The sequence below is a fragment of the Enterobacter sp. Taxon_8 genome, assembly GCF_058354585.1.
Genome location: NZ_CM177989.1, coordinates 3,175,551 through 3,199,056, shown reverse-complemented (window position 1 = coordinate 3,199,056; position 23,506 = coordinate 3,175,551). Strand labels below are relative to the sequence as shown.

The window sequence follows — 23,506 nt, the reverse complement described above, 5'->3', positions numbered from 1 at the left end:
CATGCTGCAACTCCATTTTACCCAGACGCTGGGAAACCATACCCTGACGCTTAACGAGACGCTGCCTGCAAGCGGAATCACCGCCATCTTTGGCGTGTCGGGGGCGGGAAAAACGTCGCTGATTAATGCCATCAGCGGCCTGACCCGCCCGCAGTCTGGCCGGATTGTTCTGAATGACCGCGTCCTGAATGACGTGGAGAATAAGGTTTACCTCTCGCCGGATAAACGCCGCATCGGCTATGTTTTCCAGGATGCACGCCTGTTCCCGCACTACAGCGTGCGCGGCAACCTGCGTTACGGCATGGCGAAAAGCATGGCCGGGCAGTTTGATAAGCTGGTGACGCTTTTAGGTATTGAGCCATTGCTCGACAGGCTGCCATCCTCACTCTCCGGTGGAGAAAAACAGCGCGTGGCCATTGGCCGCGCGTTGCTGACCGCACCCGAACTGCTGCTGCTCGACGAACCGCTGGCCTCGCTCGATATTCCGCGTAAACGTGAGCTCCTGCCCTACCTGCAGCGCCTGACGCGGGAAATTAATATTCCGATGCTCTACGTCAGCCATTCGCTGGACGAAATCCTCCATCTGGCCGACAAGGTGCTGGTGCTGGAAGAGGGCAGCGTTAAGGCGTTTGGCAACCTGGAAGAGGTGTGGGGCAGCAGCGTCATGCATCCGTGGTTACCCAGGGAGCAGCAGAGCAGCATCCTGAAGGTGAGCGTGCTGGAACACCATCCGCACTACGCGATGACCGCCCTGGCGTTGGGTGACCAGCATCTTTGGGTCAATAAGATCGACAAGCCGTTACAGTCCGCGCTGCGTATTCGTATTCAGGCATCTGACGTCTCGCTGGTGCTGCAGCCGCCGCTGCAAACCAGTATTCGAAATATCCTGCGCGCCAAAGTGGCGGAATGTTTTGATGATAACGGGCAGGTGGAAGTGAAGCTCGAGGTCGGCAGCAGGACGCTCTGGGCGCGCATCAGCCCGTGGGCCAGGGATGAGTTAGGGATCAAACCCGGACTGTGGCTTTACGCGCAAATTAAGAGCGTCTCGATCACCGCCTGATTACAGCAGGTGAGTGTAAATGTACTGCGCGATGCTGTCGGTGGTGTTGTCGCCAATCACCACGTTGGCGTGCGCTTTTACCGCGTCGTCGGCATTGCCCATCGCCACGCCGGTACCGGCGGCTTCCAGCATGCTTATGTCGTTGTAGTTGTCGCCGAAGGCGATCGCGTCCTGCATCGACCAGCCTTTTGATTCCACATACTGCGTCAGGCGTTTGCCTTTGCTGTTGCCTTTGCGGGCAATATCCACCTGATCGTGCCAGGACCATTCACACTCCAGACCCAGCGTCTGTTCCACGTGTTTCGCGAAGGCATTCAGCTTGGTGGTGTCTTCATCCGTCAGGGCGAATTTCCAGATAGCCTCAACGTCCTGGGCCGCCTGACGCAGGGAGGAAACCTGGGTAAAGACGGGACGCTGCGCTTCAGGCAGGGACAACGCCCAGTTGCTGGTGCGCACCACGTGGCCGGTAGGGCGCTCGTAGACCATTGCGTTATCCACATACATCAGGCCGTGAACGGCATGCTCATCCAGCAGATCAATCAGTTGCAGCGCCTGGGGAACCGGCAGCGGGTCGGATTCTAAAACCTTTTTTGCCTGATAATCATACAAATAAGTGCCATTACAACAAATTGCAGGTGTATCTAACGCCAGTGCCTGATAAAAAGGGTGAATGGCAACGTGATGTCGACCCGTTACGATAAGGAGTTGATATCCCGCTTCCTGCGCGCGTTTAAGCGCTTCCAGAGAAGAGGGGAGAAGGGTTTTTTGCGGCGTCAGTAAGGTACCGTCTAAATCCAGAGCAATCACACGCGAGGTCATCTGTTTTTCCGGGTTAATATTGAATTTACGTTTTGATGGGATGGTACACCGAGAGGCGAACGCTTCAAAATTCCTGTCGACAATTCAGCATTCACCGTCAAAAGTTAACTACTTTCATGCGCAGTGAGGAGTGAATATTCATGAAACAAACCGTTTATACCGCCAGTCCTGAAAGCCAGCAGATCCACGTCTGGCGCTTAAATACCGAAGGGACACTCACGCTGGTTCAGGTTGTTGATGTGCCAGGCCAGGTACAGCCGATGGTCATCAGCCCGGATAAACGTTTCTTGTACGTGGGTGTGCGCCCGGAGTTTCGCGTGCTGGCCTATCGCATTTCTCCGGACGACGGCGCGCTGACGTACACTGCTGAAGCCCCGTTGCCGGGCAGCCCAACCCATATCTCAACCGATCGTAAAGGCAACTTTGTCTTCAGCGGCTCGTATAACGCGGGCTGCGTCAGCGTAACGCGTCTGGAAGACGGCATTCCGGTCGAAACCGTGGATGTGGTGGAAGGGCTGGAAGGCTGCCACTCGGCGAATATCTCTCCGGATAACCGCACGCTGTGGGTACCTGCGCTGAAGCAGGATCGTATCTGCCTGTTCACCCTGAGCGACGATGGTCACCTGGTGGCGCAGAATCCAGCTGAAGTTACGACTGTTGAAGGCGCTGGTCCGCGTCATATGGTCTTCCACCCGAACCAGCAGTATGCCTACGTGGTCAACGAACTGAACAGCTCAGTGGACGTATGGGAACTGAAAGATCCAAACGGTCAGATTGAGTGCGTGCAGACGCTGGACATGATGCCGTCTGATTTCTCCGACACCCGCTGGGCGGCGGATATCCACATTACGCCAGATGGCCGCCATCTGTACGCCTGCGACCGTACCTCCAGCCTGATTACCGTGTTTAGCGTTTCTGAAGATGGCAGCGTGCTGGCGGTTGAAGGCTTCCAGCCAACGGAAACCCAGCCGCGCGGCTTTAATATCGATCACAGCGGCAAATACCTGATTGCGGCGGGGCAGAAATCCCACCACATTGCGCTGTACGAAATTAAAGGCGAGCAGGGACTGCTGGAAGAAAAAGGGCGCTACGCCGTAGGCCAGGGGCCGATGTGGGTGGTAGTTAACGCTCACTAAGCTGCCTAAAACAAAAAACCTCGCGAATGCGAGGTTTTTTATGCCCGGTGGCACTGCGTTTACCGGGCCTGCATCATCTGTAGGCCGGGTAAGGCGAAGCCGCCACCCGGCAAAACAGCTTACTGCTTCGGCTCAGCAACCACTTTGCTACCCAGACCGCGGTTGTTGTATTCCCACATGCGGTTGAAGTTAGCGTCGTTCAGGTTGCGCTGCACGTTCCCTTTATCATCCACCGCACCGGTGTTGCCGGAGAACGGACGTTTGGAGATCGCGGCATCCGCCCACGGTTTCGCCATGTTGAAGCCTTCGTTGATCACGCTGTCGCGGATCACAACCTGACCGTTGGTGGCTGAGTCCACGTCCAGGGAGCGTCCCAGCTGCGCCACGCCGTCACCGGCAGCATTAAAGCGGCTGTTCACGGCCAGGAAGCCGAAGAAGAGGTTCGACTGGGTTGCCGGAGCAAACACGTAACCTTCCTGCTGAGTACGTGAGTTCACCACGCGGAAATCGGTATTATCAAACACCACCGCGCCGCGACCAGACACCAGGTCCACGTCACCTTCAACGTAGCTGTTGGTCACAAGGGTACGGGTCAGACGGTTATTCTGCAGGGTGTTCTGCACGCCGCTGTTGGTCACGAAGAAGGTGTTCTGACGGCCCAGAATGTTGACGTTGTTAATCTGCACCTTATCGCCATCGCTACGCAGCGCAACGGCCTGGTGGTTACCGGCGTCAACGCTGTCACCCAGGGTATTCTGAATGGTCAGGTTCTGCAGCTGCAGACCGTTATTCTGAGACCAGAATACCGCCGAGCACATTACGCCAATGGTGGCGGAACGCTTGCTCTGGCAGTTATCAAACATATACCACGCCGGTTTGCCCGGCATATATTTACCGGCCGGGTTCACCAGGTGACGCCAGGTGTTGCTGTCGATTTCGGAATCAATCGCCAGACCAATTTTTACGTCAATCGCCTTTTCGCCCAGACCGTAAAGCGTAATGCTGCCTGGTGCCGCCGGAACATACACGGTGCCTTCATATTCACCAGGCAGGATCGCGATGTACTGGCGAGACGCGCTGTGTTTAGTGATGGCAGCATCAACCGCAGCCTGAATTGAGGTATGCGTTACGCCCTGCGCACTCGCCGGGCCAACCACGAAGTCAGGCTGTTTCGGCAGATTAATAGACGACGGGGTCCACGGCGCAGCGTTAGGATCCATCGCTGAGAAGTAGTGTGCACGGTCGAAGTTCTTCGCTTCATCAGTGGACAAAATCGGGCGGGAGGCGGTACCGGGCGCAACCTGCTCAGAAGGTCGCTGATCCGGTGGTGTTGAACTGCAAGCGGATAAGGTCACGCCAAAGGCGAGTGCTAACGCCAGACGGGAAATCCTGGAAATGTTCAAGGTAGAGCTCCTGGGTATGCAAGTCTTTACGGGACAGACGAAATAGCCTGCTTTTTTATACTAAGTTGAGCGAAACGGGAAGATAAAAAGGGTAAAAGTTCCATTTTTAGCCCGAGAGCGGCAAGTAAGTGATCACAAATAACTAACATTTTCCTTCAAGGCGGTTGACAGTAGACGGTGGATGCAAATAAATGTCTATACAACCCATGACAAGTGGAATGCCCATGCAGCAGATTCATCCCGACGATGTGATATGGCGAAATGCGCGACTGGCTACGATGGTGCCGGACGTATCTGCGCCCTATGGACTGAAAGAGCAACATGCCCTGGTCGTACGGGGTCAAACTATCCTGGCCGTGATCCCTGAATCTGACATTCCGGCCGGACACCGTCACTGCGTCGATCTCCAGGGGCGTCTGGTCACGCCTGGCCTGATTGACTGCCATACCCACCTTGTATTTGGCGGCGATCGCGCGGCGGAGTGGGAGCAGCGTCTTAACGGCGTCTCTTATCAAACCATCAGCGCCCAGGGGGGCGGGATTAACGCTACCGTGACGGCGACCCGCAGCAGCTCGCCCGAAACCCTGCTTAAGCTGGCGCAGCAGCGGCTTCAGCGACTGATGAATGAAGGCGTCACTACGGTTGAAATCAAGTCGGGATACGGTCTAAACCCCGAGGCCGAAGAGAAGATACTGCTGGTCGCGCGCCAGCTGGGCCTCAATAATCCGATCGATATCAGCCCAACGCTGCTGGCGGCTCATGCGGTTCCGCCGGAATACCGACAGGATCCGGACGCGTACCTCACGCTGGTCTGTGAGCAGATATTGCCCACGCTGTGGCAAAAAGAGTTATACGAAGCAGTAGACGTGTTCTGCGAAAACGTCGGCTTTACCTCGTCGCAAACCGAGCGTCTCTTTAAGGCGGCAACCGCGCTCGGTATCCCGGTGAAAGGGCATGTTGAGCAGCTTTCAAATCAGGGCGGTGCGGCGCTGGTCAGCCGGTATAAAGGACTCTCCGCCGATCATATCGAATATCTCGACGACGCAGGCGTTCAGGCGATGGCGCAAAGCGGTACGGTTGCGGTACTGCTCCCCGGCGCGTTCTATTTTCTGCAGGAGCGCCAGCGTCCGCCGGTGGAACAGCTCAGAAAACACGGTGTGCCGATGGCGGTCGCCACCGACTACAACCCCGGCACCAGCCCGTTTGCCAGCCTGCACCTGGCGATGAACATGGCCTGCGTCCAGTTTGGCCTGACCCCTGAAGAAGCCTGGGCTGGCGTCACGCGGCATGCCGCGCAGGCGCTGGGTCGTGGCGCAACCCACGGACAGCTGCGGGCCGGGTTTGTCGCTGATTTTATCGTCTGGGATGCTCATCATCCGGTAGAGATGGTCTACGAGCCGGGACGCAACCCGCTGTATCAACGTATTTTTCGTGGGGAGGCAGTATGAAGCTATGGCGGCCCGTAGCCGAAACGGTCTGGCAGGGGCGCGACGACAGCGCCGAGGCCAGCAACGCAACGCGTATTTTCCAGACGATACGGCAGCAGGGAGCGTTCACGCCGCTGGCATCCGGCATTGCGCTGATAGGCTTTGAATGTGATGCAGGCGTAAAACGCAATCAGGGCAGGCCCGGCGCCGTGCAGGCACCGGATATACTGCGAAAAGCGCTGGCGAATATGGCCAGCCATCAGGGACACGATCGGCTGGCGGATATGGGCTCGGTTTACGTTGAAGGTGACGAGCTTGAGGCGGCACAGCAGGCGTTAAGCGATGCCGTGACGTCATGCCAGCGGTCCGGGATGCGTACGCTGGTCTTTGGCGGCGGACACGAAACCGCGTGGGCGCACGGTCGCGGCGTGCTGGACGCCTTCCCGGACGAGCGGGTTGTCATTATCAATCTTGATGCCCATCTCGATCTGCGCAAGGCCGACCGGGCGACGTCCGGCACGCCGTTTCGCCAGCTGGCGCACTACTGCGATGAGCGCGGGCGGGAATTTCAGTACGCCTGCTTTGGCGTGAGCCGGGCGGCGAACACGCTGGCGCTGTGGGATGAGGCCGAACGCCTGAACGTCACGCTGGTGGAAGATCTCCATTTCAGGCGCGATGCGCTATCCGCGCTGGAAAAGGTGCTGGCCCAGGCCGATCGCGTCTACCTGACGATCGATCTGGACGTCCTGCCCGCCAGCGAAATGCCTGCCGTTTCCGCGCCGGCTGCGTTAGGCATACCGGCGCTGGATCTTCTCCCGGTTATCGAACAAATCTGCCGTAGCGGTAAGCTCCAGGCCGCCGATCTGGTAGAGTTTAACCCGCAGTACGATCGGGACGGGCAGGGCGCAAAGCTTGCCGCCCGTCTGGCCTGGCAAATTGCTCACTGGTGGGCATAACACTATTCAAGGAGTCACGATGTTTTCACGCTCACCCCTGCCGCAGTCGAGCTCTCCCGCACCTTTCTACGAAAAGGTGAAGCAGGCGATCAGCGAAAAAATCGCCACCGGCGTCTGGCGGCCGCACGACCGCATTCCCTCGGAGGCCGATCTGGTGGCGCAGTTTGGCTTTAGCCGGATGACCGTCAACCGCGCGCTGCGCGAGCTGACCGACGAAGGGCTTCTGGTGCGCCTGCAGGGCGTGGGGACGTTTGTGGCGGAACCGAAAGGGCAATCCGCCCTGTTTGAAATCCGCAGTATTGCAGACGAAATTGCCGCGCGTAATCATCAGCACCGCTGTGAGGTGCTGGTGCTCGAAGAGACCCAGGCCAGCGCTGAGCAGGCGGTAGAGCTGAACGTCAAAGAAGGCAGCCGCATCTTCCACTCCGTGATGGTGCATTTCGAAAACGACATTCCGGTGCAGATTGAAGATCGCTGTGTTAACGCCGAACGGATACCGGACTATCTGAACCAGGATTACACCCAGACCACGCCGCATGCCTATCTGTCGCTTGTCGCACCGCTGACGGAAGGGGAGCACATTGTGGAAGCCGTGCGCGCCACGCCGCAGGAGTGCGAACGGCTGCGGATTAAAGAGCACGACCCGTGCCTGCTGATCCGCCGTCGAACCTGGTCCTCGTCGCACATCGTGTCGCATGCCCGGCTGCTTTTCCCGGGGAACCGTTACCGGCTGCAGGGCCACTTTATGTCATAAGTTTTATAAGCGTGATCGCTAACGCAATATAACAAAATTGTATCTTTTTTGTTAAATCTGGCCTTGTGTGTGCTTGTCTATACAAGTATATCTAAATGCATCATCTGTCCCTTATGAGGAGCACACAATGTCGTCAGGTAAATACCGCCAGCAGGACGTCCGCGCCGCGCGCGGCACCACCCTTACAGCCAAAAGCTGGCTCACCGAAGCCCCGCTGCGCATGTTGATGAACAACCTTGATCCTGAGGTGGCGGAAAACCCCCACGAGCTGGTGGTCTACGGCGGCATTGGCCGCGCCGCGCGCAACTGGGAATGCTATGACGCCATTGTTAAGGCACTGACCGAACTCGAAAACGACGAAACCCTGCTGGTGCAGTCCGGCAAGCCGGTTGGCGTGTTTAAAACGCATAAAAACGCCCCGCGCGTGCTGATCGCCAACTCTAACCTCGTGCCGCACTGGGCCACCTGGGAGCACTTCAACGAACTCGACGCCAAAGGGCTGGCGATGTATGGCCAGATGACCGCCGGGAGCTGGATCTACATCGGCAGCCAGGGGATTGTGCAGGGCACCTACGAGACCTTCGTGGAAGCCGGTCGCCAGCACTACAACGGCTCGCTGAAAGGCCGCTGGGTATTGACCGCGGGTCTCGGCGGCATGGGCGGCGCGCAGCCGCTGGCCGCCACGCTTGCCGGCGCATGCTCGCTCAACATTGAGTGCCAGCAGAGCCGCATTGATTTCCGTCTGCGCACCCGCTACGTCGATGAGCAGGCAACCGATCTGGACGATGCGCTGGCGCGCATCAAAAAATACACCTCTGAAGGCAAAGCGGTGTCGATTGCCCTGTGCGGCAACGCGGCGGACATTCTTCCTGAACTCGTCGCCCGCGGCGTGCGCCCGGATCTGGTCACCGACCAGACCAGCGCCCATGACCCGCTGCACGGCTATCTGCCAAAAGGCTGGACGTGGGAAGAATATCAGCAAAAAGCGGAAACCGACCCGGAAGGCACGGTGCTTGCCGCGAAACGCTCCATGGCCGAGCACGTCTACGCCATGCTGGCCTTCAGCCAGATGGGCATTCCGACCTTTGACTACGGCAACAACATCCGCCAGATGGCGAAAGAGATGGGCGTGAATAACGCCTTTGACTTCCCGGGCTTCGTTCCTGCCTATATTCGTCCGCTGTTCTGCCGCGGCATCGGTCCGTTCCGCTGGGTTGCCCTGTCCGGTGACCCGGAGGATATCTACAAAACCGACGCCAAAGTGAAGGAGATCGTCGCTGATGACGAACATCTTCACCACTGGCTGGACATGGCCCGCGAGCGCATTAACTTTCAGGGCCTGCCGGCGCGTATCTGCTGGGTAGGGCTGGAGTGGCGTCAAAAACTCGGCCTCGCCTTCAACGAAATGGTGCGCAGCGGTGAAGTCTCCGCGCCGATCGTCATCGGCCGCGACCACCTGGACTCCGGCTCCGTCGCCAGCCCGAACCGCGAAACCGAAGCCATGCGCGACGGCTCGGATGCGGTCTCCGACTGGCCGTTGCTGAACGCTCTGCTGAATACCGCCAGCGGCGCGACCTGGGTGTCGCTGCACCACGGCGGCGGCGTGGGGATGGGCTTCTCCCAGCATTCCGGGATGGTCATCGTCTGCGACGGAACCGATGAAGCCGCCGCGCGTATCGCTCGCGTACTGCACAACGACCCGGCAACCGGCGTGATGCGTCACGCGGATGCGGGTTACGAAATTGCCATTGACTGTGCCAAAGAGCAGGGCCTTAACCTGCCGATGATCCCTGCCACACAAGGAAAGAATTAATGAACGCATTAACACTCACTCCCGGCTCGCTGACGCTCAAGCAGCTGCGTAACGTCTGGCGCAAGCCGGTCACCCTTTCGCTGGATGCAAGTGCCCATGCCGCCATTAACGACAGCGTCGCCTGCGTCGAAGCCATCGTTGCCGAAGGGCGCACCGCCTACGGGATTAACACCGGCTTTGGCCTGCTGGCGCAGACCCGCATCGCGACACACGATCTGGAAAACTTACAGCGTTCGCTGGTGCTGTCACACGCGGCGGGCGTGGGTCAGCCGCTGGATGATGAGATTGTCCGTCTGATGATGGTGCTCAAAATCAAAAGCCTGGCGCGCGGTTTCTCCGGCATTCGCCTGAGCGTGATCCAGGCGCTGATGGCGCTGGTTAATGCAGAGGTCTATCCGTGGATCCCGGCGAAGGGCTCCGTCGGGGCCTCCGGCGATCTCGCGCCGCTGGCGCACATGTCGCTGCTGCTGCTGGGTGAAGGCAAAGCGCGCTGGCAGGGCGAGTGGCTTCCGGCGAAAGAGGCGCTGAAAAAAGCCGGCTTAACGCCGATCACGCTGGCGGCGAAAGAGGGGCTGGCGCTGCTGAACGGCACGCAGGCATCGACAGCTTTCGCGCTGCGCGGCCTGTTTGAAGCGGAAGATCTGTTTGCCTCGGCGGTGGTGTGCGGTGCGCTGACCACCGAAGCGGTGCTGGGCTCGCGTCGCCCGTTCGATGCCCGCATCCACGAGGTGCGCGGTCAGCGCGGGCAGATCGATGCCGCCGCGATGTACCGTCAAGTGCTTACCGACACCAGCGAGATCGCGGATTCACACCACAACTGTGAAAAGGTGCAGGATCCCTATTCCCTGCGCTGCCAGCCGCAGGTGATGGGCGCGTGCCTGACGCAGCTGCGCCAGGCGGCGGAGGTGCTGCTGGTGGAGGCCAACGCGGTGTCCGATAACCCGCTGGTGTTCGCCCAGGAAAACGAGGTGGTCTCAGGCGGTAACTTCCACGCCGAGCCGGTGGCAATGGCTGCGGACAACATCGCGCTGGCGATTGCCGAAGTCGGCGCGTTGTCCGAGCGCCGCATCGCGCTGATGATGGATAAACACATGTCCCAGTTGCCACCGTTCCTGGTGCGTAACGGCGGGGTCAACTCGGGCTTTATGATTGCTCAGGTGACGGCCGCAGCGCTGGCAAGCGAGAACAAAGCCCTGTCGCATCCGCACAGCGTGGATAGCCTGCCAACGTCTGCAAACCAGGAAGATCACGTTTCGATGGCACCGGCTGCCGGGCGTCGTCTCTGGGAAATGGCCTCCAACACCCGCGGCGTGCTGGCGGTGGAATGGCTGGCGGCAAGTCAGGGTATCGATCTGCGTGAAGGGCTCAAATCCAGCCCGCTGCTGGAGCAGGCGCGCCAGGTGCTGCGCGAGCACGTATCGCATTACGACGACGACCGCTTCTTTGCGCCGGATATTGATAAGGCGATGCAGCTTCTGGAAGAAGGGCGGCTGGTGGGTCTGCTACCTTCGGTGCTGTGATTTTTTTGCCCGGTGGCGCTGCGCTTACCGGGCCTACGAATGCGAAATCCAGGCCGGGTAAGGCGTAGCCGCCACCCGGCTTTTTTTACGAATACATCGCCGTAATCGACGCGCTCCCCAGGGAATGGAAATGCACGTTAAACCCGACCATCGCGCCGCTCGCGCCTTCATCGACGTCAATCTTCTCCACGTCCAGCGCGTGCACCGTGAAGATGTAGCGGTGGGTTTCCCCTTTTGGTGGCGCCGCGCCGCCGTAGCCCGCTTTACCAAAATCGGTGCGCGTCTGAATCGCGCCCTCAGGCAGGGCAACCAGGTCAGAGCCGGAACCCTGCGGCAGGACGCGCGTGTCGGCAGGCAGGTTCGCCACGATCCAGTGCCACCATCCGGAACCGGTTGGCGCATCCGGGTCGTAGCAGGTCACGACAAAGCTTTTGGTGCCTGCCGGAACCTCGTCCCACGCCAGGTGCGGGGAGATATTATCTCCCTGATACCCCATGCCGTTGAAAACGTGCCGTTCCGGGAGTTTTTCTCCGTCGCGCAGATCTTTACTGATGATTTTCATACGGTTTACCCTTGTTGATCGCTCGTTCAGCAAGTGTAATGCATTGGGTTAAATCATGAAATGCGCGGGAATGTTAACGGCTGTTACAACCGCGTCGGTTAATTTTCGAAGCTGCTCTGGCGTGATGCTGTACGGCGGCATCAGGTAGATAAGCTTGCCGAAAGGCCGCACCCACACGCCCTGGTCCACAAAGAAGCGCTGCAGCGCCGCCATATTCACCGGATGGGTGGTTTCAATCACCCCGATGGCGCCCAGCACGCGCACGTCCGCCACGAAATTCGCGCCCGAGGCGGCGCTCAGCTCCGCTTTCAGCTGCGCTTCTATCGCCGCAACCTGCGTCTGCCACTCGCCGCTCTCCAGAATCGCAAGGCTTTCACTCGCCACGGCACAGGCCAGCGGGTTACCCATAAACGTCGGACCGTGCATAAAGCAGCCCGCTTCACCGTCGCTGATGGTGTCGGCCACCTGGCGGGTCGTGAGCGTGGCGGAGAGCGTCATGGTGCCGCCCGTCAGCGCTTTGCCGAGGCACAGAATATCCGGGGCGATACCCGCATGCTCGCAGGCAAACAGCTTGCCGGTGCGGCCAAAGCCGGTGGCAATCTCATCGGCAATCAGCAGAATGCCCTCGCGGTCGCACATCCTGCGAATACGCCTCAGCCATTCCGGATGGTACATCCGCATTCCGCCCGCGCCTTGCACAATAGGCTCAAGGATCACGGCGGCAATCTCATGACGATGCGCCGCCATCAGCCGCGCGAAGCCGACCATGTCCATCTCGTTCCACTCGCCGTCGAAGCGGCTCTGCGGCGCAGGGGCAAACAGGTTTTCCGGCAGATACCCTTTCCACAGGCTGTGCATGGAGTTCTCCGGATCGCAAACCGACATCGCCCCGAAGGTATCCCCGTGATAGCCGTTGCGGAAGGTGAGTAACCGCTGGCGCGTTTCGCCTCTGGCGTGCCAGTACTGCAGCGCCATTTTCATCGCCACTTCCACCGCCACGGAGCCGGAATCGGCCAGGAATACGCACTCCAGCGAGTCAGGCGTCATCGCTACCAGACGGCGGCATAAATCCACCGCGGGCTGATGGGTGATCCCGCCAAACATCACGTGCGACATCTGGTCAATCTGGGCCTTCATCGCCGCATTCAGGCGCGGGTGGTTGTACCCGTGAATCGCCGCCCACCACGAAGACATGCCGTCAACGAGCCGCTCGCCGCTGGCGAGGTGCAGCTCGCAGCCGTGGGCGGAGGCAACCGGATAGACGGGAAGGGGGCGGGTGGTGGAGGTGTAAGGGTGCCAGATATGCTGCTTGTCGAAGGCGAGATCGTCCTGGGTCATAATCGACTTGTAAACCATTTTGAAAAGTTTTAGGTTTACGAGTATAAACCGAACCGAAAATTAACAAAACCCTTTGGAGAAGCCCGATGGCTCACCACGCACGCTGGACGATGTCGCAAGTTACTGAATTATTCAACAAACCTTTCCTTGAGCTGATGTTCGAAGCCCAACAGGTGCATCGTCAGCACTTCGATCCCCGCCATGTTCAGGTCAGCACGCTGCTGTCGATCAAGACCGGCGCCTGCCCCGAAGACTGCAAATATTGCCCGCAGAGCGCGCGCTACAAAACCGGTCTGGAGTCAGAGCGCCTGATGGAAGTCGAGCAGGTCCTCGACTCCGCGCGCAAGGCGAAAAACGCCGGCTCGACCCGCTTCTGCATGGGCGCGGCGTGGAAGAACCCGCACGATCGCGACATGCCGTATCTGGAGCAGATGGTGAAGGGCGTGAAGGAGATGGGCCTCGAAGCCTGTATGACGCTCGGTACGCTCAACGAGGAGCAGGCGCAGCGCCTCTCGGCAGCGGGGCTGGATTACTACAACCACAACCTCGACACCTCGCCGGAATTTTACGGCAACATCATCACCACGCGTACCTACCAGGAGCGTCTGGATACGCTGGATAAAGTGCGTGACGCGGGGATTAAGGTCTGCTCCGGCGGCATCGTGGGCTTAGGCGAAACCGTGAAAGACCGCGCGGGCCTGCTGCTGCAGCTGGCGAACCTGCCGACCCCGCCGGAAAGCGTGCCGATCAACATGCTGGTGAAGGTCAAGGGCACGCCGCTGGCGGATAACGAGGACGTGGATGCGTTTGATTTTATCCGCACCATCGCGGTGGCGCGCATCATGATGCCAACGTCTTACGTTCGCCTCTCAGCGGGTCGCGAGCAGATGAACGAGCAGACCCAGGCCATGTGCTTTATGGCCGGAGCCAACTCCATCTTCTACGGCTGCAAGCTGCTGACCACGCCGAACCCGGAAGAGGATAAAGACGTTCAGCTGTTCCGCAAGCTGGGGTTGAACCCGCATCAGACCGAAGTGCTGACGGGCGATAACGAGCAACAGCAGCAGCTGGAGCAGCAGATTTTCAACGCCGACACCGAACAGTTCTACAACGCGGCAGCCGTATGACCTGGCAGGCACGTATCAACTCTGCGCTCGACGACCGTCGGGCGGCAGAGGCATTTCGCGTTCGCAGGGTGGTGGAAAACGGCGCGGGCCGTTTTCTTACCCGTGAAGGCCAGCGGTTCTGCAATTTCTCCAGCAACGACTATCTCGGGCTGAGCCAGCATCCGGCCATTATCCGCGCCTGGCAGAAGGGCGCGGAGCGGTTTGGCGTGGGCAGCGGCGGATCGGGGCACGTCAGCGGGTACACCACGGCGCATCATGCGCTGGAAGAGGCGCTTGCCGACTGGCTGGGCTACCCGCGCGCGCTGCTGTTTATCTCCGGCTTTGCCGCCAATCAGGCGGTTATTACGGCCCTGATGGGGAAGGACGATCGCATTGTTGCCGATCGCTTAAGCCATGCGTCCCTGCTGGAGGCGGCAAATTTAAGCCCGGCTCAGCTGCGGCGTTTTGCCCATAACGATGCGGGACAGCTCGCAGCGCTGCTGGATAAACCCTGCGAAGGACAACAGCTGGCTGTCACCGAAGGAGTGTTCAGCATGGACGGCGACAGCGCGCCGCTTGCCGCGCTGCACGAGGCCGCAAAGCGACAGAATGCCTGGCTGCTGGTGGACGATGCCCACGGCACCGGCGTGATGGGCGACGAAGGGCGTGGAAGCGCGTATCAGCAAAACGTGAAGCCTGAACTGCTGATTGTCACCTTTGGCAAGGGCTTTGGCGTTAGCGGTGCCGCCGTGCTGTGCAGCGAATCCGTCGCCGACTATCTGCTGCAGTTTGCCCGACACCTGATCTACAGCACCAGCATGCCCCCGGCGCAGGCCGTTGCGCTGTCTGCGTCGCTGGCTGTGATACGCGGCGCGGAAGGGGATGAATGTCGCCAGCGGCTGGCAGAGCATGTTGCCCGCTTCCGTCAGGGATTAGCGGCGCTGCCTTTCCACAGTCCCGATTCGCAGAGCGCTATCCAGCCGGTGATTGTCGGAGAAAACGGCCGCGCGCTGGCGCTGGCACAGGCGCTGCGCCAGCGCGGCATGTGGGTCACCGCCATCCGCCCGCCAACCGTCCCACCGGGCACGGCGCGTCTGCGCTTAACCCTGACGGCGGCGCATGAACGACAGGATATTGAGACGTTGCTGGAGGCGCTCCATGATGCCGGTGAATAAGCAGGCCATCGCGGCGGCATTTGGCCGCGCCGCGCAGAGCTATTCGCAGCACGATGAGCTGCAGCGTCTGAGCGCGCAGGGGCTTCTGGCCGCGCTTGGCGAGAACCGTTTTCCACAGGTGCTGGACGCCGGCTGTGGTCCCGGCAGCAACAGCCGCTACTGGCGCGGGGCGGGAAGCCAGGTGACGGCTATCGATCTCTCAGCCCAGATGCTTGAAGAGGCGCGCCAGCAGCAGGCGGCGCATCGCTATCTGCTGGCCGATATCGAGGCGATCCCGCTGGCGGACGCGCAGTTTGATCTTGTCTGGAGCCATCTGGCGGTTCAGTGGTGCAGCAGCCTGCCGCAGGCCTTGCGCGAGCTTTATCGCGTCGCGCGACCGGGCGGGAAGGTGGCGTTTACCACCCTGCTGGAAAGTTCGCTGCCGGAGCTGAATCAGGCCTGGCAGGCAGTCGATGAACAGCCGCACGCTAACCGGTTTTTATCGCATGAGCAGGTGACGCAGGCGCTGGCAGGCTGGCGCGCTCGCAGCGTAGTGCAGACCATCACGCTCAATTTTAGCGATGCGTTCAGCGCCATGCGTTCGCTGAAGGGCATAGGCGCCACGCACCTGCATACCGGACGCGAGAAAAAACCGCTCACCCGCGGTCAGCTGCAGCGCCTTGAGCTGGCCTGGCCGCAGCAGCGGGGTCAATTCCCGCTCTCCTATCAACTTTTTCATGGGATTATCGAACGTGACTGAACGTTATTTTGTCACCGGCACGGACACAGAAGTGGGTAAAACGGTGGCCAGCTCGGCGCTGCTGCAGGCGGCACGGATGCTCGGGAAAAACACCGCCGGATATAAGCCAGTGGCGTCCGGCAGCGAGATGACGGCGGAAGGGTTACGCAACACCGACGCGCTGGCGCTCCAGCGTAACAGCACCCTTGAACTCGCCTATTCCGCGGTGAATCCGTACACCTTTGCCGAGCCGACCTCGCCGCACATTATCAGCGCCGATGAAGGTCGTCCGATTGATTTCGCCGTGCTGTCCGCCGGATTGTGGACGCTGGAAAATCAGGCCGACTGGGTGCTGGTGGAAGGGGCTGGCGGCTGGTTTACGCCGCTTTCGGACACGCAGACGTTTGCCGACTGGGTGAAGTCCGAGCAGCTTCCGGTCATTCTGGTCGTCGGCGTCAAGCTGGGATGCATCAATCACGCCATGTTGACCGCGCAGGCCGTACAGCAGGCCGGACTGCGTCTGGCGGGCTGGATAGCCAACGACGTGGTTGCGCCGGGTAAACGCCATCAGGAGTATCTGGCGACGCTCAGGCGCGTCCTTCCCGCGCCGTGCCTCGGGGAAATCCCCTGGCTTGCTGACGGCGCGGAAAATATCGAAACCGGGCGTTATCTCGATCTCAGCGTCTTGCTTCCCGCGACATCCAGTGCGCGATAAGCTCGTCATCCAGTTCGTTAACGTGGCCCTGCGCCACGTTACGCCCGCGATAGAGCATACAGAAACGGTCAGCCACCCGGCGGATAAACGACAGCTGCTGCTCCGTTAACAGCACCGTCATACCTAACTCCCGATTTAAGCGCACCAGAAGCTGCCCCAGCTTCTGGGCGAAGCTGTGTCCTGCGCCGTGCAGGGGCTCATCGAGGATCAGCAGGGGAGGACGGTTCACCAGCGCATTAGCCAGCGCCAGCTGATACTGGTCGTCCGGAGAGAGCGTGTTGGCGCGGGTCTGTCGCACCCCATAGAGCGCCGGAAACAGGTCGTAAACGTCATTTTTTGCGTTCGGGTTAGGTTTCCCCGTCGCGCGCATGGCGATATGCAGGTTCTCCTCAATCGTTAGCTGCGAAAAGATCCGCCTGTCCTGCGAGACATAGCCAATCTCCGGGCCGGAACGCTGTTCTGGCGGCGGGTTTAGCAAATCACGCGGCGGCGCGCCCGCCTCATACCAGATGATGCTGCCGCTTTCGACAGGCACCTTCCCGGCGATGCAATTCATTAGGGTGGTTTTCCCCATGCCCGGCAGGCCAACGACGCCTGTACACATCCCTTGCGGAAAATCTAAATCCACGTTCCATAGCGTATGTTGACTTCCGTAAAACTGATTCACAGCACGCAGACTCAACATCTTTCTCTCCTTAAAAATGTGTGTAGGTGAGGCTCGCTGTTGATTCTGCAAAACCCCTGCCATAAAGCGGAAAGTGATTAAAAAAGCGACTTTTTTAGGAATAAGTCACCGGAAAGCGGTTTATAAAAAACCGGATTGCACATTGACGGTGCCGCCGGTGATGAGTTGTGGTGCAGAACCCGAAATGATGAAAATGTGAGCAAGATCCCATCGATTGGTTATGAATGACGCAACTGTTAATCAGCAAAAAATAGCTATAAAAATTTTTTGTCGCCGTCTCGTGGGAAAATCCGGGAATTTGCAGAGCGCCAGTCTGTATGGGCTGGAAGCAGTTATCCACTATTCCTGTGGATAACCATGTGCATTAGAGTTAGAAAACACGCGATAAGCGAGAGAAGACGCGGCTTTCGCCCAAATTGACGCGAAACGCGGCTTTAGAAAATATCGTTTATTTTTTAATTGCTTAGATAAAAGCAATTCCCGTCATGAAAGTGTCACCGGTTGCCATAAAACTATCATTACCTGGCTTGACAAATGTTAAAAAAGAAAAAGTTCTGGGGATAACCTGACCTGACTGGTGTTTTATGTTGCCACTGTCCAAATTTTGGCCGCTATCGCGCTAATCATTCAGGCGCTATGCTAAATATCCTGACATGCTACTGGTTTTTCATCCAGTGTTTTTTACTGGCATTCCTGGCAACAAGGAGTAAAATTACACACCTGCCGCTTATAACGTCATCAGGTTGTCGCCCATGAGTAAACCGTTCAAATTGAATTCTGCTTTCCGTCCATCAGGCGATCAGCCTGAGGCGATCCGTCGTCTGGAAGAGGGGCTGGAAGATGGGCTGGCGCACCAGACGCTGCTGGGGGTAACCGGCTCGGGTAAAACGTTCACCATCGCCAACGTGATTGCGGATCTCCAGCGCCCAACAATGGTGCTGGCACCCAATAAAACCCTGGCGGCGCAGCTATACGGCGAAATGAAAGAGTTCTTCCCGGAAAACGCGGTGGAGTATTTCGTCTCCTACTACGATTACTACCAGCCTGAAGCCTATGTGCCGAGCTCTGACACCTTCATTGAGAAAGATGCCTCGGTGAACGAACACATCGAGCAGATGCGACTGTCGGCCACTAAGGCGCTTCTTGAGCGTCGTGATGTGGTGGTCGTCGCCTCGGTTTCCGCGATCTACGGTCTGGGCGATCCGGATCTCTATCTCAAGATGATGCTGCACCTGACGCAGGGGATGATCATCGACCAGCGTGCGATTTTGCGTCGTCTGGCGGAGCTGCAGTACACCCGCAACGATCAGGCCTTCCAGCGCGGCACCTTCCGCGTGCGCGGCGAAGTGATCGACATCTTCCCGGCAGAATCGGACGATATGGCGCTGCGCGTCGAGCTGTTTGACGAGGAGGTCGAGCGCCTGTCGCTCTTCGACCCGCTGACCGGACACGTTGAGTCAGTGATCCAGCGCTTCACCATCTACCCGAAAACGCACTACGTGACGCCGCGCGAGCGTATCGTACAGGCGATGGAAGAGATCAAAGTGGAGCTGGCGGAACGCCGTAAGGTTCTGCTGGCGAACAATAAGCTGCTCGAAGAGCAGCGCCTGAGCCAGCGTACCCAGTTTGACCTTGAGATGATGAACGAGCTGGGCTACTGCTCCGGCATTGAAAACTACTCGCGCTTCCTCTCCGGGCGCGGGCCCGGCGAGCCGCCGCCGACGCTGTTTGATTACCTTCCGGCCGACGGTTTGCTGGTGATCGACGAATCCCACGTCACGATCCCGCAGATCGGCGGGATGTACCGCGGCGACCGGGCGCGTAAAGAGACGCTGGTGGAGTATGGTTTCCGCCTGCCGTCAGCGCTGGATAACCGTCCGATGAAGTTTGAAGAATTTGAGGCGTTGGCGCCGCAAACCATCTACGTCTCGGCCACGCCGGGCAACTACGAGCTGGAAAAATCCGGCGATGAGGTGGTGGACCAGGTGGTGCGTCCGACTGGATTGCTGGACCCGATTATCGAGGTGCGTCCGGTGGCAACGCAGGTGGACGACCTGCTCTCTGAGATCCGCGCCCGTTCCGCCATTAACGAGCGCGTGCTGGTGACCACGCTCACCAAGCGTATGGCGGAAGACCTCACCGAGTATCTCGAAGAGCACGGCGAGAAGGTGCGTTATCTTCACTCGGATATCGATACCGTGGAGCGCATGGAGATCATCCGCGATCTGCGTCTGGGCGAGTTTGACGTGCTGGTAGGGATCAACCTGCTGCGAGAAGGTCTGGATATGCCGGAGGTCTCGCTGGTGGCGATTCTGGACGCGGATAAAGAGGGCTTCCTGCGTTCCGAGCGTTCGCTGATTCAGACCATTGGCCGCGCCGCGCGTAACGTCAACGGTAAAGCGATTCTGTACGGTGACAAAATTACCCCGTCGATGGCGAAAGCGATTGGCGAGACGGAACGCCGCCGCGAGAAACAGCAGCGCTACAACGAAGAACACGGCATTACGCCGCAGGGGCTGAACAAGAAGGTGGTGGATATTCTGGCGTTGGGTCAGAACATTGCCAAAACCAAAGCGAAAGGCCGCGGCAAGGCGCGTTCAGTGGTGGAAGAAGATACCGTCGTGCTGACGCCGAAAGCGCTGCAGCAGAAAATCCACGAGCTGGAAGGGCAGATGATGCAGCACGCGCAGAACCTGGAGTTCGAAGAGGCGGCGCAGATCCGCGACCAGCTTCATCAGCTGCGGGATCTGTTTATCGCGGCATCGTAGGTTGGTTTTGCCCGGTGGCGCAGCGCCACCGGGTTTTATTGTCAGCCCAGCGCCTGAATCGCCTTCTCCAACGCCTCGCGCAGCAGATGGCGATCGTGGCGATATTTGATATCTGAAGCCTCCAGCGGCTCCTGAATCACTACACGATCGCCGATGCCGGACACATCCACCTTCGGCCCAACCACCACGCCGTCAATGATCTTCTTACCGACGTAATGCTCCATCAAGCTGAGTTTATCCGCCAGCGACAGGCTTGCGGCTGCCGGACTCAGCTCACGGCCTAAATTGCCGATGTAAACCATCGGGGCAGGAGTGCGGCGCAGCGCCTGTGCCAGCTCTTTCACCAGCAGAATGGGCATCAGGCTGGTGTAAAAACTGCCCGGACCGATCAGGATAAGATCCGCTTCCCCGATGGCCTCCACCGCTTCTCGCGTGGCGGGCACGCTCGGATAGGTCATCAACTCCGCTGGCGGCAGGAGGAGCTGGTCGATATTCACCTCGCCGTAAACTTCATGCCCTTCGGCGTCGATGGCCATTAAGTCAACCGGTTGTTCAGACATGGGGATCAGGAATGCGTCCACTTTCAGCAGATTACGGATCAAGTTAATGGCTTCCAGAGGCCGTACGCTCAGGTGATCCAATGCCTTTAACATCAGATTTCCAAGGTTATGCCCGGAAAGTTCGCCATTGCCGCCAAAACGGTACTCAAACATCGCCGATGCGACGCTCGGCTCGGTAATTAACTGGTTCAGGCAGTTGCGCATATCTCCCCAGGCAATGCCGCCTTCGGCACGACGAATGCGCCCGGTTGAGCCGCCGTTATCGGTGGTAGTCACTATCCCTGTCAGCCTTGAGCCGAGTGACGATAAAGAGGACATAACCCGGCCTAAGCCGTGTCCTCCGCCAAGAGCGACCACTCGGTCAAGATCCGCAAAAGTGCGATTGCGCATACGTATTCCTTATCACGTTCGATCGCGTAACAGTAACCTAACTACCCCTAAAAGACGATGCCTCACCCGATGCAAAATGACGTATATCAATGTGAAAATGCGGTTTTTAGGTATTCTGTAGCGAAAATGCAGGATTGATTCGCTATATACGTAATTATATAGCGAGAAGCGACAATGGCGCCGTGAGAATTTCCGCGCTACTATCGCCCTAACCACGTTTTCAAAAATGAAAACATACACTCTAGCCCTTGTGCCTGTGTCGAAAGATATGGCGCTCTGGCCGTGGCGAATTTGCCACCAGGGTACAGAAAGAAATGACTGTGCCTCCCGATCTGGAAAGGTGTACATGGCTTCACAACTTACTGATGCTTTCGCGCGTAAGTTTTATTACTTACGTCTGTCGATTACCGATGTGTGCAACTTCCGTTGCACCTACTGCCTGCCCGACGGCTACAAACCGGGCAGCGTTACCAATAACGGCTTTCTCTCCGTGGATGAAGTGCGCCGCGTTACGCGCGCCTTCTCTGAGCTCGGCACCGAAAAAGTTCGCCTTACCGGCGGTGAACCCTCGCTGCGCCGCGATTTCCCCGACATCATTGCCGCCGTGCGTGAAAACGAACGTATCCGCCAGATTGCGGTGACCACCAACGGTTACCGTATGGCGCGCGACGTGGCCACCTGGCGCGATGCGGGCTTAACCGCCATTAACGTCAGCGTGGACAGTCTGGATGCCCGCCAGTTCCACGCCATTACCGGCCAGGATAAATTCCAGCAGGTCATGGACGGTATCGATGCGGCATTTGCGGCCGGCTTCGAAAAAGTCAAAGTCAACACGGTGCTGATGCGTGATGTAAATCATCACCAGCTCGATACCTTCCTGGCGTGGATCAAAACCCGCCCCATTCAGCTGCGTTTTATTGAACTGATGGAAACCGGCGAGGGCAGCGAGCTGTTTCGCCGCCATCACATCTCCGGCATGGTGCTGCGCGACGAGCTGCTGAAACGCGGCTGGATCCACCAGATCCGCCAGCGCAGCGACGGTCCGGCGCAGGTCTTCTGCCATCCTGATTACGAAGGCGAAATTGGGCTTATCATGCCTTACGAGAAAGACTTCTGTGCCAGCTGCAACCGCCTGCGCGTCTCCTCCGTGGGCAAGCTCCATCTCTGCCTGTTCGGCGACGGCGGCGTGGACCTTCGCGATCTGCTGGAAGACGATGCGCAGCAGGACGCGCTTGAAGCACGCATTTCTGAAGCGCTGACGCATAAAAAACAGACCCACTTCCTGCATCAGGGCAATACCGGTATTACTCAGAACCTGTCCTACATCGGCGGGTAATCAGGCTTAAGAAGGAATCAGAAGATGAGTCAGGTAAGCGCAGAATTTATCCCGACACGCATTGCTATTCTTACCGTTTCCGACCGCCGTGGCGAAGAGGATGATACCTCCGGCCACTGGCTGCGCGATGCGGCCCATGACGCAGGACATAACATCGTTGATAAAGCGATCGTGAAGGAGAACCGCTACGCCATTCGCGCGCAGGTCTCTCAGTGGATCGCCAGCGATGAAGTTCAGGTGGTGCTGATCACCGGCGGCACCGGCTTTACCGCAGGCGATCAGGCCCCCGAAGCGCTAATCCCGCTGTTCGACCGCGAGGTGGAAGGCTTCGGCGAAGTGTTCCGCATGCTCTCCTTTGAAGAGATTGGTACCTCCACGCTTCAGTCGCGCGCCGTGGCGGGCGTGGCTAACAAAACCCTGATTTTCGCCATGCCGGGCTCGACCAAAGCCTGCCGCACCGCGTGGGAAAACATCATCGCCCCGCAGCTGGATGCCCGTACCCGTCCGTGTAATTTCCATCCCCATTTAAAGAAATAAGCTATGTCACAACTGACCCACATTAACGCCGCTGGCGAAGCGCATATGGTGGACGTCTCCGCCAAAGCGGAAACGGTGCGCGAGGCGCGCGCGGAAGCGTTCGTCACTATGTTGCCGGAAACCCTGACGATGATTATCGACGGCAGCCATCATAAGGGTGACGTGTTTGCAACCGCGCGCATCGCGGGAATTCAGGCCGCTAAACGCACCTGGGATCTCATTCCGCTGTGCCATCCGCTGATGCTGAGCAAGGTGGAAGTGAACCTGCAGGCGCAGCCGGAGCACAATCGCGTGCGCATTGAGTCACTCTGCCGCTTAACCGGCAAAACCGGCGTGGAGATGGAGGCGCTGACGGCGGCCTCCGTTGCCGCGCTGACCATCTACGACATGTGCAAAGCGGTGCAGAAAGATATGGTGATTGGCCCGGTGCGTCTGCTGGCGAAAAGCGGCGGCAAATCCGGTGATTTTAAGGTGGACAGCCATGATTAAGGTGCTCTTTTTTGCGCAGGTGCGCGAGCTGGTGAATACCGATAGCCTGACGCTGGATGCGTCTTTTGATAACGTTGCTGCCCTGCGCGCGCATCTGGCGGCACAAAGCGACCGCTGGGCGCTGGCGCTCGACGAAGGCAAGCTGCTGGCCGCCGTTAACCAGACGCTGGTGGAATTCACCCATCCGCTGAACGCAGGGGATGAAGTGGCCTTCTTCCCGCCGGTGACAGGGGGCTAAG

General features: G+C 58.8%; 22 protein-coding genes and 1 riboswitch. Of the genes, 16 read left to right on the top strand and 6 right to left on the bottom strand.

Translation table 11 applies throughout. From position 1 onward, the window contains the following. Position 1 precedes the first annotated feature (1 nt). A complete protein-coding gene (modC, locus tag AC4IBF_RS15230) occupies positions 2-1,060 on the top strand; it encodes a molybdenum ABC transporter ATP-binding protein ModC (protein ID WP_288460361.1) in 1,059 nt (352 codons plus the stop codon). Here modC and AC4IBF_RS15225 read toward each other — a convergent pair whose 3' ends face one another. Further along, positions 1,061-1,879 (bottom strand): pyridoxal phosphatase, encoded by an 819-nt coding sequence (locus AC4IBF_RS15225; protein WP_149366186.1) that lies wholly within the window; start codon positions 1,877-1,879, stop codon positions 1,061-1,063. A gap of 140 nt (positions 1,880-2,019) precedes the next feature. On the opposite strand from AC4IBF_RS15225, the gene pgl reads away from it, so the two are divergent. After that, positions 2,020-3,015: a 6-phosphogluconolactonase gene (gene pgl / locus AC4IBF_RS15220; protein WP_045909472.1), complete on the top strand. Its 996-nt coding sequence runs from the start codon at positions 2,020-2,022 to the stop codon at positions 3,013-3,015. A gap of 119 nt (positions 3,016-3,134) precedes the next feature. On the opposite strand, the gene AC4IBF_RS15215 is transcribed toward pgl, so the two are convergent. Further along, positions 3,135-4,418, bottom strand: coding sequence for a putative acyl-CoA thioester hydrolase (locus tag AC4IBF_RS15215; protein WP_143344844.1), 1,284 nt, complete (start codon positions 4,416-4,418; stop codon positions 3,135-3,137). Positions 4,419-4,642: 224 nt separating this feature from the next. Between AC4IBF_RS15215 and hutI the strand changes: the two genes are divergently transcribed. The 5 genes from hutI (at position 4,643) to hutH (ending at position 10,888) form a co-directional block, all read left to right on the top strand. Next, positions 4,643-5,866, top strand: coding sequence for an imidazolonepropionase (gene hutI, locus AC4IBF_RS15210; RefSeq protein WP_143344845.1), 1,224 nt, complete (start codon positions 4,643-4,645; stop codon positions 5,864-5,866). Beyond that, entirely contained in the window at positions 5,863-6,801 is a 939-nt protein-coding gene (gene hutG, locus AC4IBF_RS15205) for a formimidoylglutamase (protein WP_288460357.1), read from the top strand. The genes hutI and hutG overlap by 4 nt, the downstream gene beginning before the upstream one ends. Positions 6,802-6,820: 19 nt before the next feature. After that, entirely contained in the window at positions 6,821-7,555 is a 735-nt protein-coding gene (locus AC4IBF_RS15200; protein WP_104949081.1) for a histidine utilization repressor, read from the top strand. A 127-nt stretch (positions 7,556-7,682) separates the two neighbouring features. Then, the gene (gene hutU, locus AC4IBF_RS15195) at positions 7,683-9,368 is read left to right on the top strand and encodes a urocanate hydratase (protein WP_348942632.1); all 1,686 of its coding nucleotides are present in this window, start codon (positions 7,683-7,685) and stop codon (positions 9,366-9,368) included. Then, on the top strand, positions 9,368-10,888 hold the full coding sequence (hutH, locus tag AC4IBF_RS15190) for a histidine ammonia-lyase (RefSeq protein WP_252092660.1): 1,521 nt from the start codon (positions 9,368-9,370) through the stop codon (positions 10,886-10,888). The genes hutU and hutH overlap by 1 nt, the downstream gene beginning before the upstream one ends. 85 nt (positions 10,889-10,973) lie before the next feature. Here the strand turns inward: hutH and AC4IBF_RS15185 are convergent, their stop codons facing one another. Both AC4IBF_RS15185 and bioA read right to left on the bottom strand, forming a co-directional pair. Further along, on the bottom strand, positions 10,974-11,450 hold the full coding sequence (locus tag AC4IBF_RS15185) for a kinase inhibitor (protein WP_032674406.1): 477 nt from the start codon (positions 11,448-11,450) through the stop codon (positions 10,974-10,976). A gap of 48 nt (positions 11,451-11,498) precedes the next feature. Next, positions 11,499-12,788: an adenosylmethionine--8-amino-7-oxononanoate transaminase gene (gene bioA / locus AC4IBF_RS15180; RefSeq protein WP_411800864.1), complete on the bottom strand. Its 1,290-nt coding sequence runs from the start codon at positions 12,786-12,788 to the stop codon at positions 11,499-11,501. A gap of 86 nt (positions 12,789-12,874) precedes the next feature. On the opposite strand from bioA, the gene bioB reads away from it, so the two are divergent. From bioB to bioD, 4 genes are read left to right on the top strand one after another with little or no spacing between them, the layout of a single operon-like run. Beyond that, positions 12,875-13,915, top strand: a complete 1,041-nt coding sequence (gene bioB, locus AC4IBF_RS15175; protein WP_115874533.1) for a biotin synthase BioB — start codon at positions 12,875-12,877, stop codon at positions 13,913-13,915. Further along, positions 13,912-15,069 carry an 8-amino-7-oxononanoate synthase gene (bioF, locus tag AC4IBF_RS15170; RefSeq protein WP_133294021.1) on the top strand — a complete coding sequence of 386 codons (1,158 nt, stop codon included), beginning with the start codon at positions 13,912-13,914 and terminating at the stop codon, positions 15,067-15,069. Before bioB ends, bioF begins: the two co-directional genes overlap by 4 nt. Continuing rightward, positions 15,053-15,808 carry a malonyl-ACP O-methyltransferase BioC gene (bioC, locus tag AC4IBF_RS15165; protein WP_133294022.1) on the top strand — a complete coding sequence of 252 codons (756 nt, stop codon included), beginning with the start codon at positions 15,053-15,055 and terminating at the stop codon, positions 15,806-15,808. The genes bioF and bioC overlap by 17 nt, the downstream gene beginning before the upstream one ends. Further along, positions 15,801-16,502, top strand: a complete 702-nt coding sequence (gene bioD, locus AC4IBF_RS15160) for a dethiobiotin synthase (protein ID WP_133294023.1) — start codon at positions 15,801-15,803, stop codon at positions 16,500-16,502. Before bioC ends, bioD begins: the two co-directional genes overlap by 8 nt. On the opposite strand, the gene AC4IBF_RS15155 is transcribed toward bioD, so the two are convergent. Continuing rightward, complete coding sequence (locus AC4IBF_RS15155) at positions 16,465-17,187, bottom strand: ABC transporter ATP-binding protein (RefSeq protein WP_133294024.1); 723 nt, start codon at positions 17,185-17,187, stop codon at positions 16,465-16,467. The two genes, bioD and AC4IBF_RS15155, sit on opposite strands and share 38 nt — an antisense overlap. 752 nt (positions 17,188-17,939) lie before the next feature. On the opposite strand from AC4IBF_RS15155, the gene uvrB reads away from it, so the two are divergent. Continuing rightward, positions 17,940-19,955, top strand: a complete 2,016-nt coding sequence (gene uvrB / locus AC4IBF_RS15150; RefSeq protein ID WP_008501138.1) for an excinuclease ABC subunit UvrB — start codon at positions 17,940-17,942, stop codon at positions 19,953-19,955. Positions 19,956-19,996: 41 nt separating this feature from the next. On the opposite strand, the gene yvcK is transcribed toward uvrB, so the two are convergent. Further along, on the bottom strand, positions 19,997-20,905 hold the full coding sequence (gene yvcK / locus AC4IBF_RS15145; protein ID WP_127730109.1) for a uridine diphosphate-N-acetylglucosamine-binding protein YvcK: 909 nt from the start codon (positions 20,903-20,905) through the stop codon (positions 19,997-19,999). Between the two features lie 225 nt (positions 20,906-21,130). Continuing rightward, a riboswitch (molybdenum cofactor riboswitch) is annotated at positions 21,131-21,264 on the top strand. Here yvcK and moaA point away from each other — a divergent pair. The 4 genes from moaA (at position 21,252) to moaD (ending at position 23,505) form a co-directional block, all read left to right on the top strand. After that, on the top strand, positions 21,252-22,241 hold the full coding sequence (gene moaA, locus AC4IBF_RS15140) for a GTP 3',8-cyclase MoaA (RefSeq protein ID WP_133294025.1): 990 nt from the start codon (positions 21,252-21,254) through the stop codon (positions 22,239-22,241). It overlaps the preceding riboswitch by 13 nt. A gap of 24 nt (positions 22,242-22,265) precedes the next feature. Next, positions 22,266-22,778, top strand: a complete 513-nt coding sequence (gene moaB, locus AC4IBF_RS15135) for a molybdenum cofactor biosynthesis protein B (protein WP_115874539.1) — start codon at positions 22,266-22,268, stop codon at positions 22,776-22,778. 3 nt (positions 22,779-22,781) lie between these two features. After that, positions 22,782-23,267, top strand: coding sequence for a cyclic pyranopterin monophosphate synthase MoaC (gene moaC / locus AC4IBF_RS15130; RefSeq protein ID WP_111963819.1), 486 nt, complete (start codon positions 22,782-22,784; stop codon positions 23,265-23,267). Next, positions 23,260-23,505, top strand: a complete 246-nt coding sequence (gene moaD, locus AC4IBF_RS15125) for a molybdopterin synthase sulfur carrier subunit (protein ID WP_111963820.1) — start codon at positions 23,260-23,262, stop codon at positions 23,503-23,505. Before moaC ends, moaD begins: the two co-directional genes overlap by 8 nt. The last annotated feature ends 1 nt before the right edge of the window (position 23,506 follow it).

Bases quoted from the DNA above. Each gene is read 5' to 3' on its own strand.
- hutG (WP_288460357.1), top strand. From the start codon at position 5,863: ATGAAGCTATGGCGGCCCGTAGCCGAAACGGTCTGGCAGGGGCGCGAC.
- moaD (WP_111963820.1), top strand. From the start codon at position 23,260: ATGATTAAGGTGCTCTTTTTTGCGCAGGTGCGCGAGCTGGTGAATACC.
- moaB (WP_115874539.1), top strand. From the start codon at position 22,266: ATGAGTCAGGTAAGCGCAGAATTTATCCCGACACGCATTGCTATTCTT.
- AC4IBF_RS15155 (WP_133294024.1), bottom strand. From the start codon at position 17,187: ATGTTGAGTCTGCGTGCTGTGAATCAGTTTTACGGAAGTCAACATACG.
- bioB (WP_115874533.1), top strand. From the start codon at position 12,875: ATGGCTCACCACGCACGCTGGACGATGTCGCAAGTTACTGAATTATTC.
- bioC (WP_133294022.1), top strand. From the start codon at position 15,053: ATGATGCCGGTGAATAAGCAGGCCATCGCGGCGGCATTTGGCCGCGCC.
- AC4IBF_RS15200 (WP_104949081.1), top strand. From the start codon at position 6,821: ATGTTTTCACGCTCACCCCTGCCGCAGTCGAGCTCTCCCGCACCTTTC.
- bioF (WP_133294021.1), top strand. From the start codon at position 13,912: ATGACCTGGCAGGCACGTATCAACTCTGCGCTCGACGACCGTCGGGCG.
- hutH (WP_252092660.1), top strand. From the start codon at position 9,368: ATGAACGCATTAACACTCACTCCCGGCTCGCTGACGCTCAAGCAGCTG.
- hutU (WP_348942632.1), top strand. From the start codon at position 7,683: ATGTCGTCAGGTAAATACCGCCAGCAGGACGTCCGCGCCGCGCGCGGC.
- AC4IBF_RS15225 (WP_149366186.1), bottom strand. From the start codon at position 1,879: ATGACCTCGCGTGTGATTGCTCTGGATTTAGACGGTACCTTACTGACG.
- yvcK (WP_127730109.1), bottom strand. From the start codon at position 20,905: ATGCGCAATCGCACTTTTGCGGATCTTGACCGAGTGGTCGCTCTTGGC.
- moaC (WP_111963819.1), top strand. From the start codon at position 22,782: ATGTCACAACTGACCCACATTAACGCCGCTGGCGAAGCGCATATGGTG.
- bioA (WP_411800864.1), bottom strand. From the start codon at position 12,788: ATGACCCAGGACGATCTCGCCTTCGACAAGCAGCATATCTGGCACCCT.
- pgl (WP_045909472.1), top strand. From the start codon at position 2,020: ATGAAACAAACCGTTTATACCGCCAGTCCTGAAAGCCAGCAGATCCAC.
- moaA (WP_133294025.1), top strand. From the start codon at position 21,252: ATGGCTTCACAACTTACTGATGCTTTCGCGCGTAAGTTTTATTACTTA.
- hutI (WP_143344845.1), top strand. From the start codon at position 4,643: ATGCAGCAGATTCATCCCGACGATGTGATATGGCGAAATGCGCGACTG.
- modC (WP_288460361.1), top strand. From the start codon at position 2: ATGCTGCAACTCCATTTTACCCAGACGCTGGGAAACCATACCCTGACG.
- AC4IBF_RS15185 (WP_032674406.1), bottom strand. From the start codon at position 11,450: ATGAAAATCATCAGTAAAGATCTGCGCGACGGAGAAAAACTCCCGGAA.
- uvrB (WP_008501138.1), top strand. From the start codon at position 17,940: ATGAGTAAACCGTTCAAATTGAATTCTGCTTTCCGTCCATCAGGCGAT.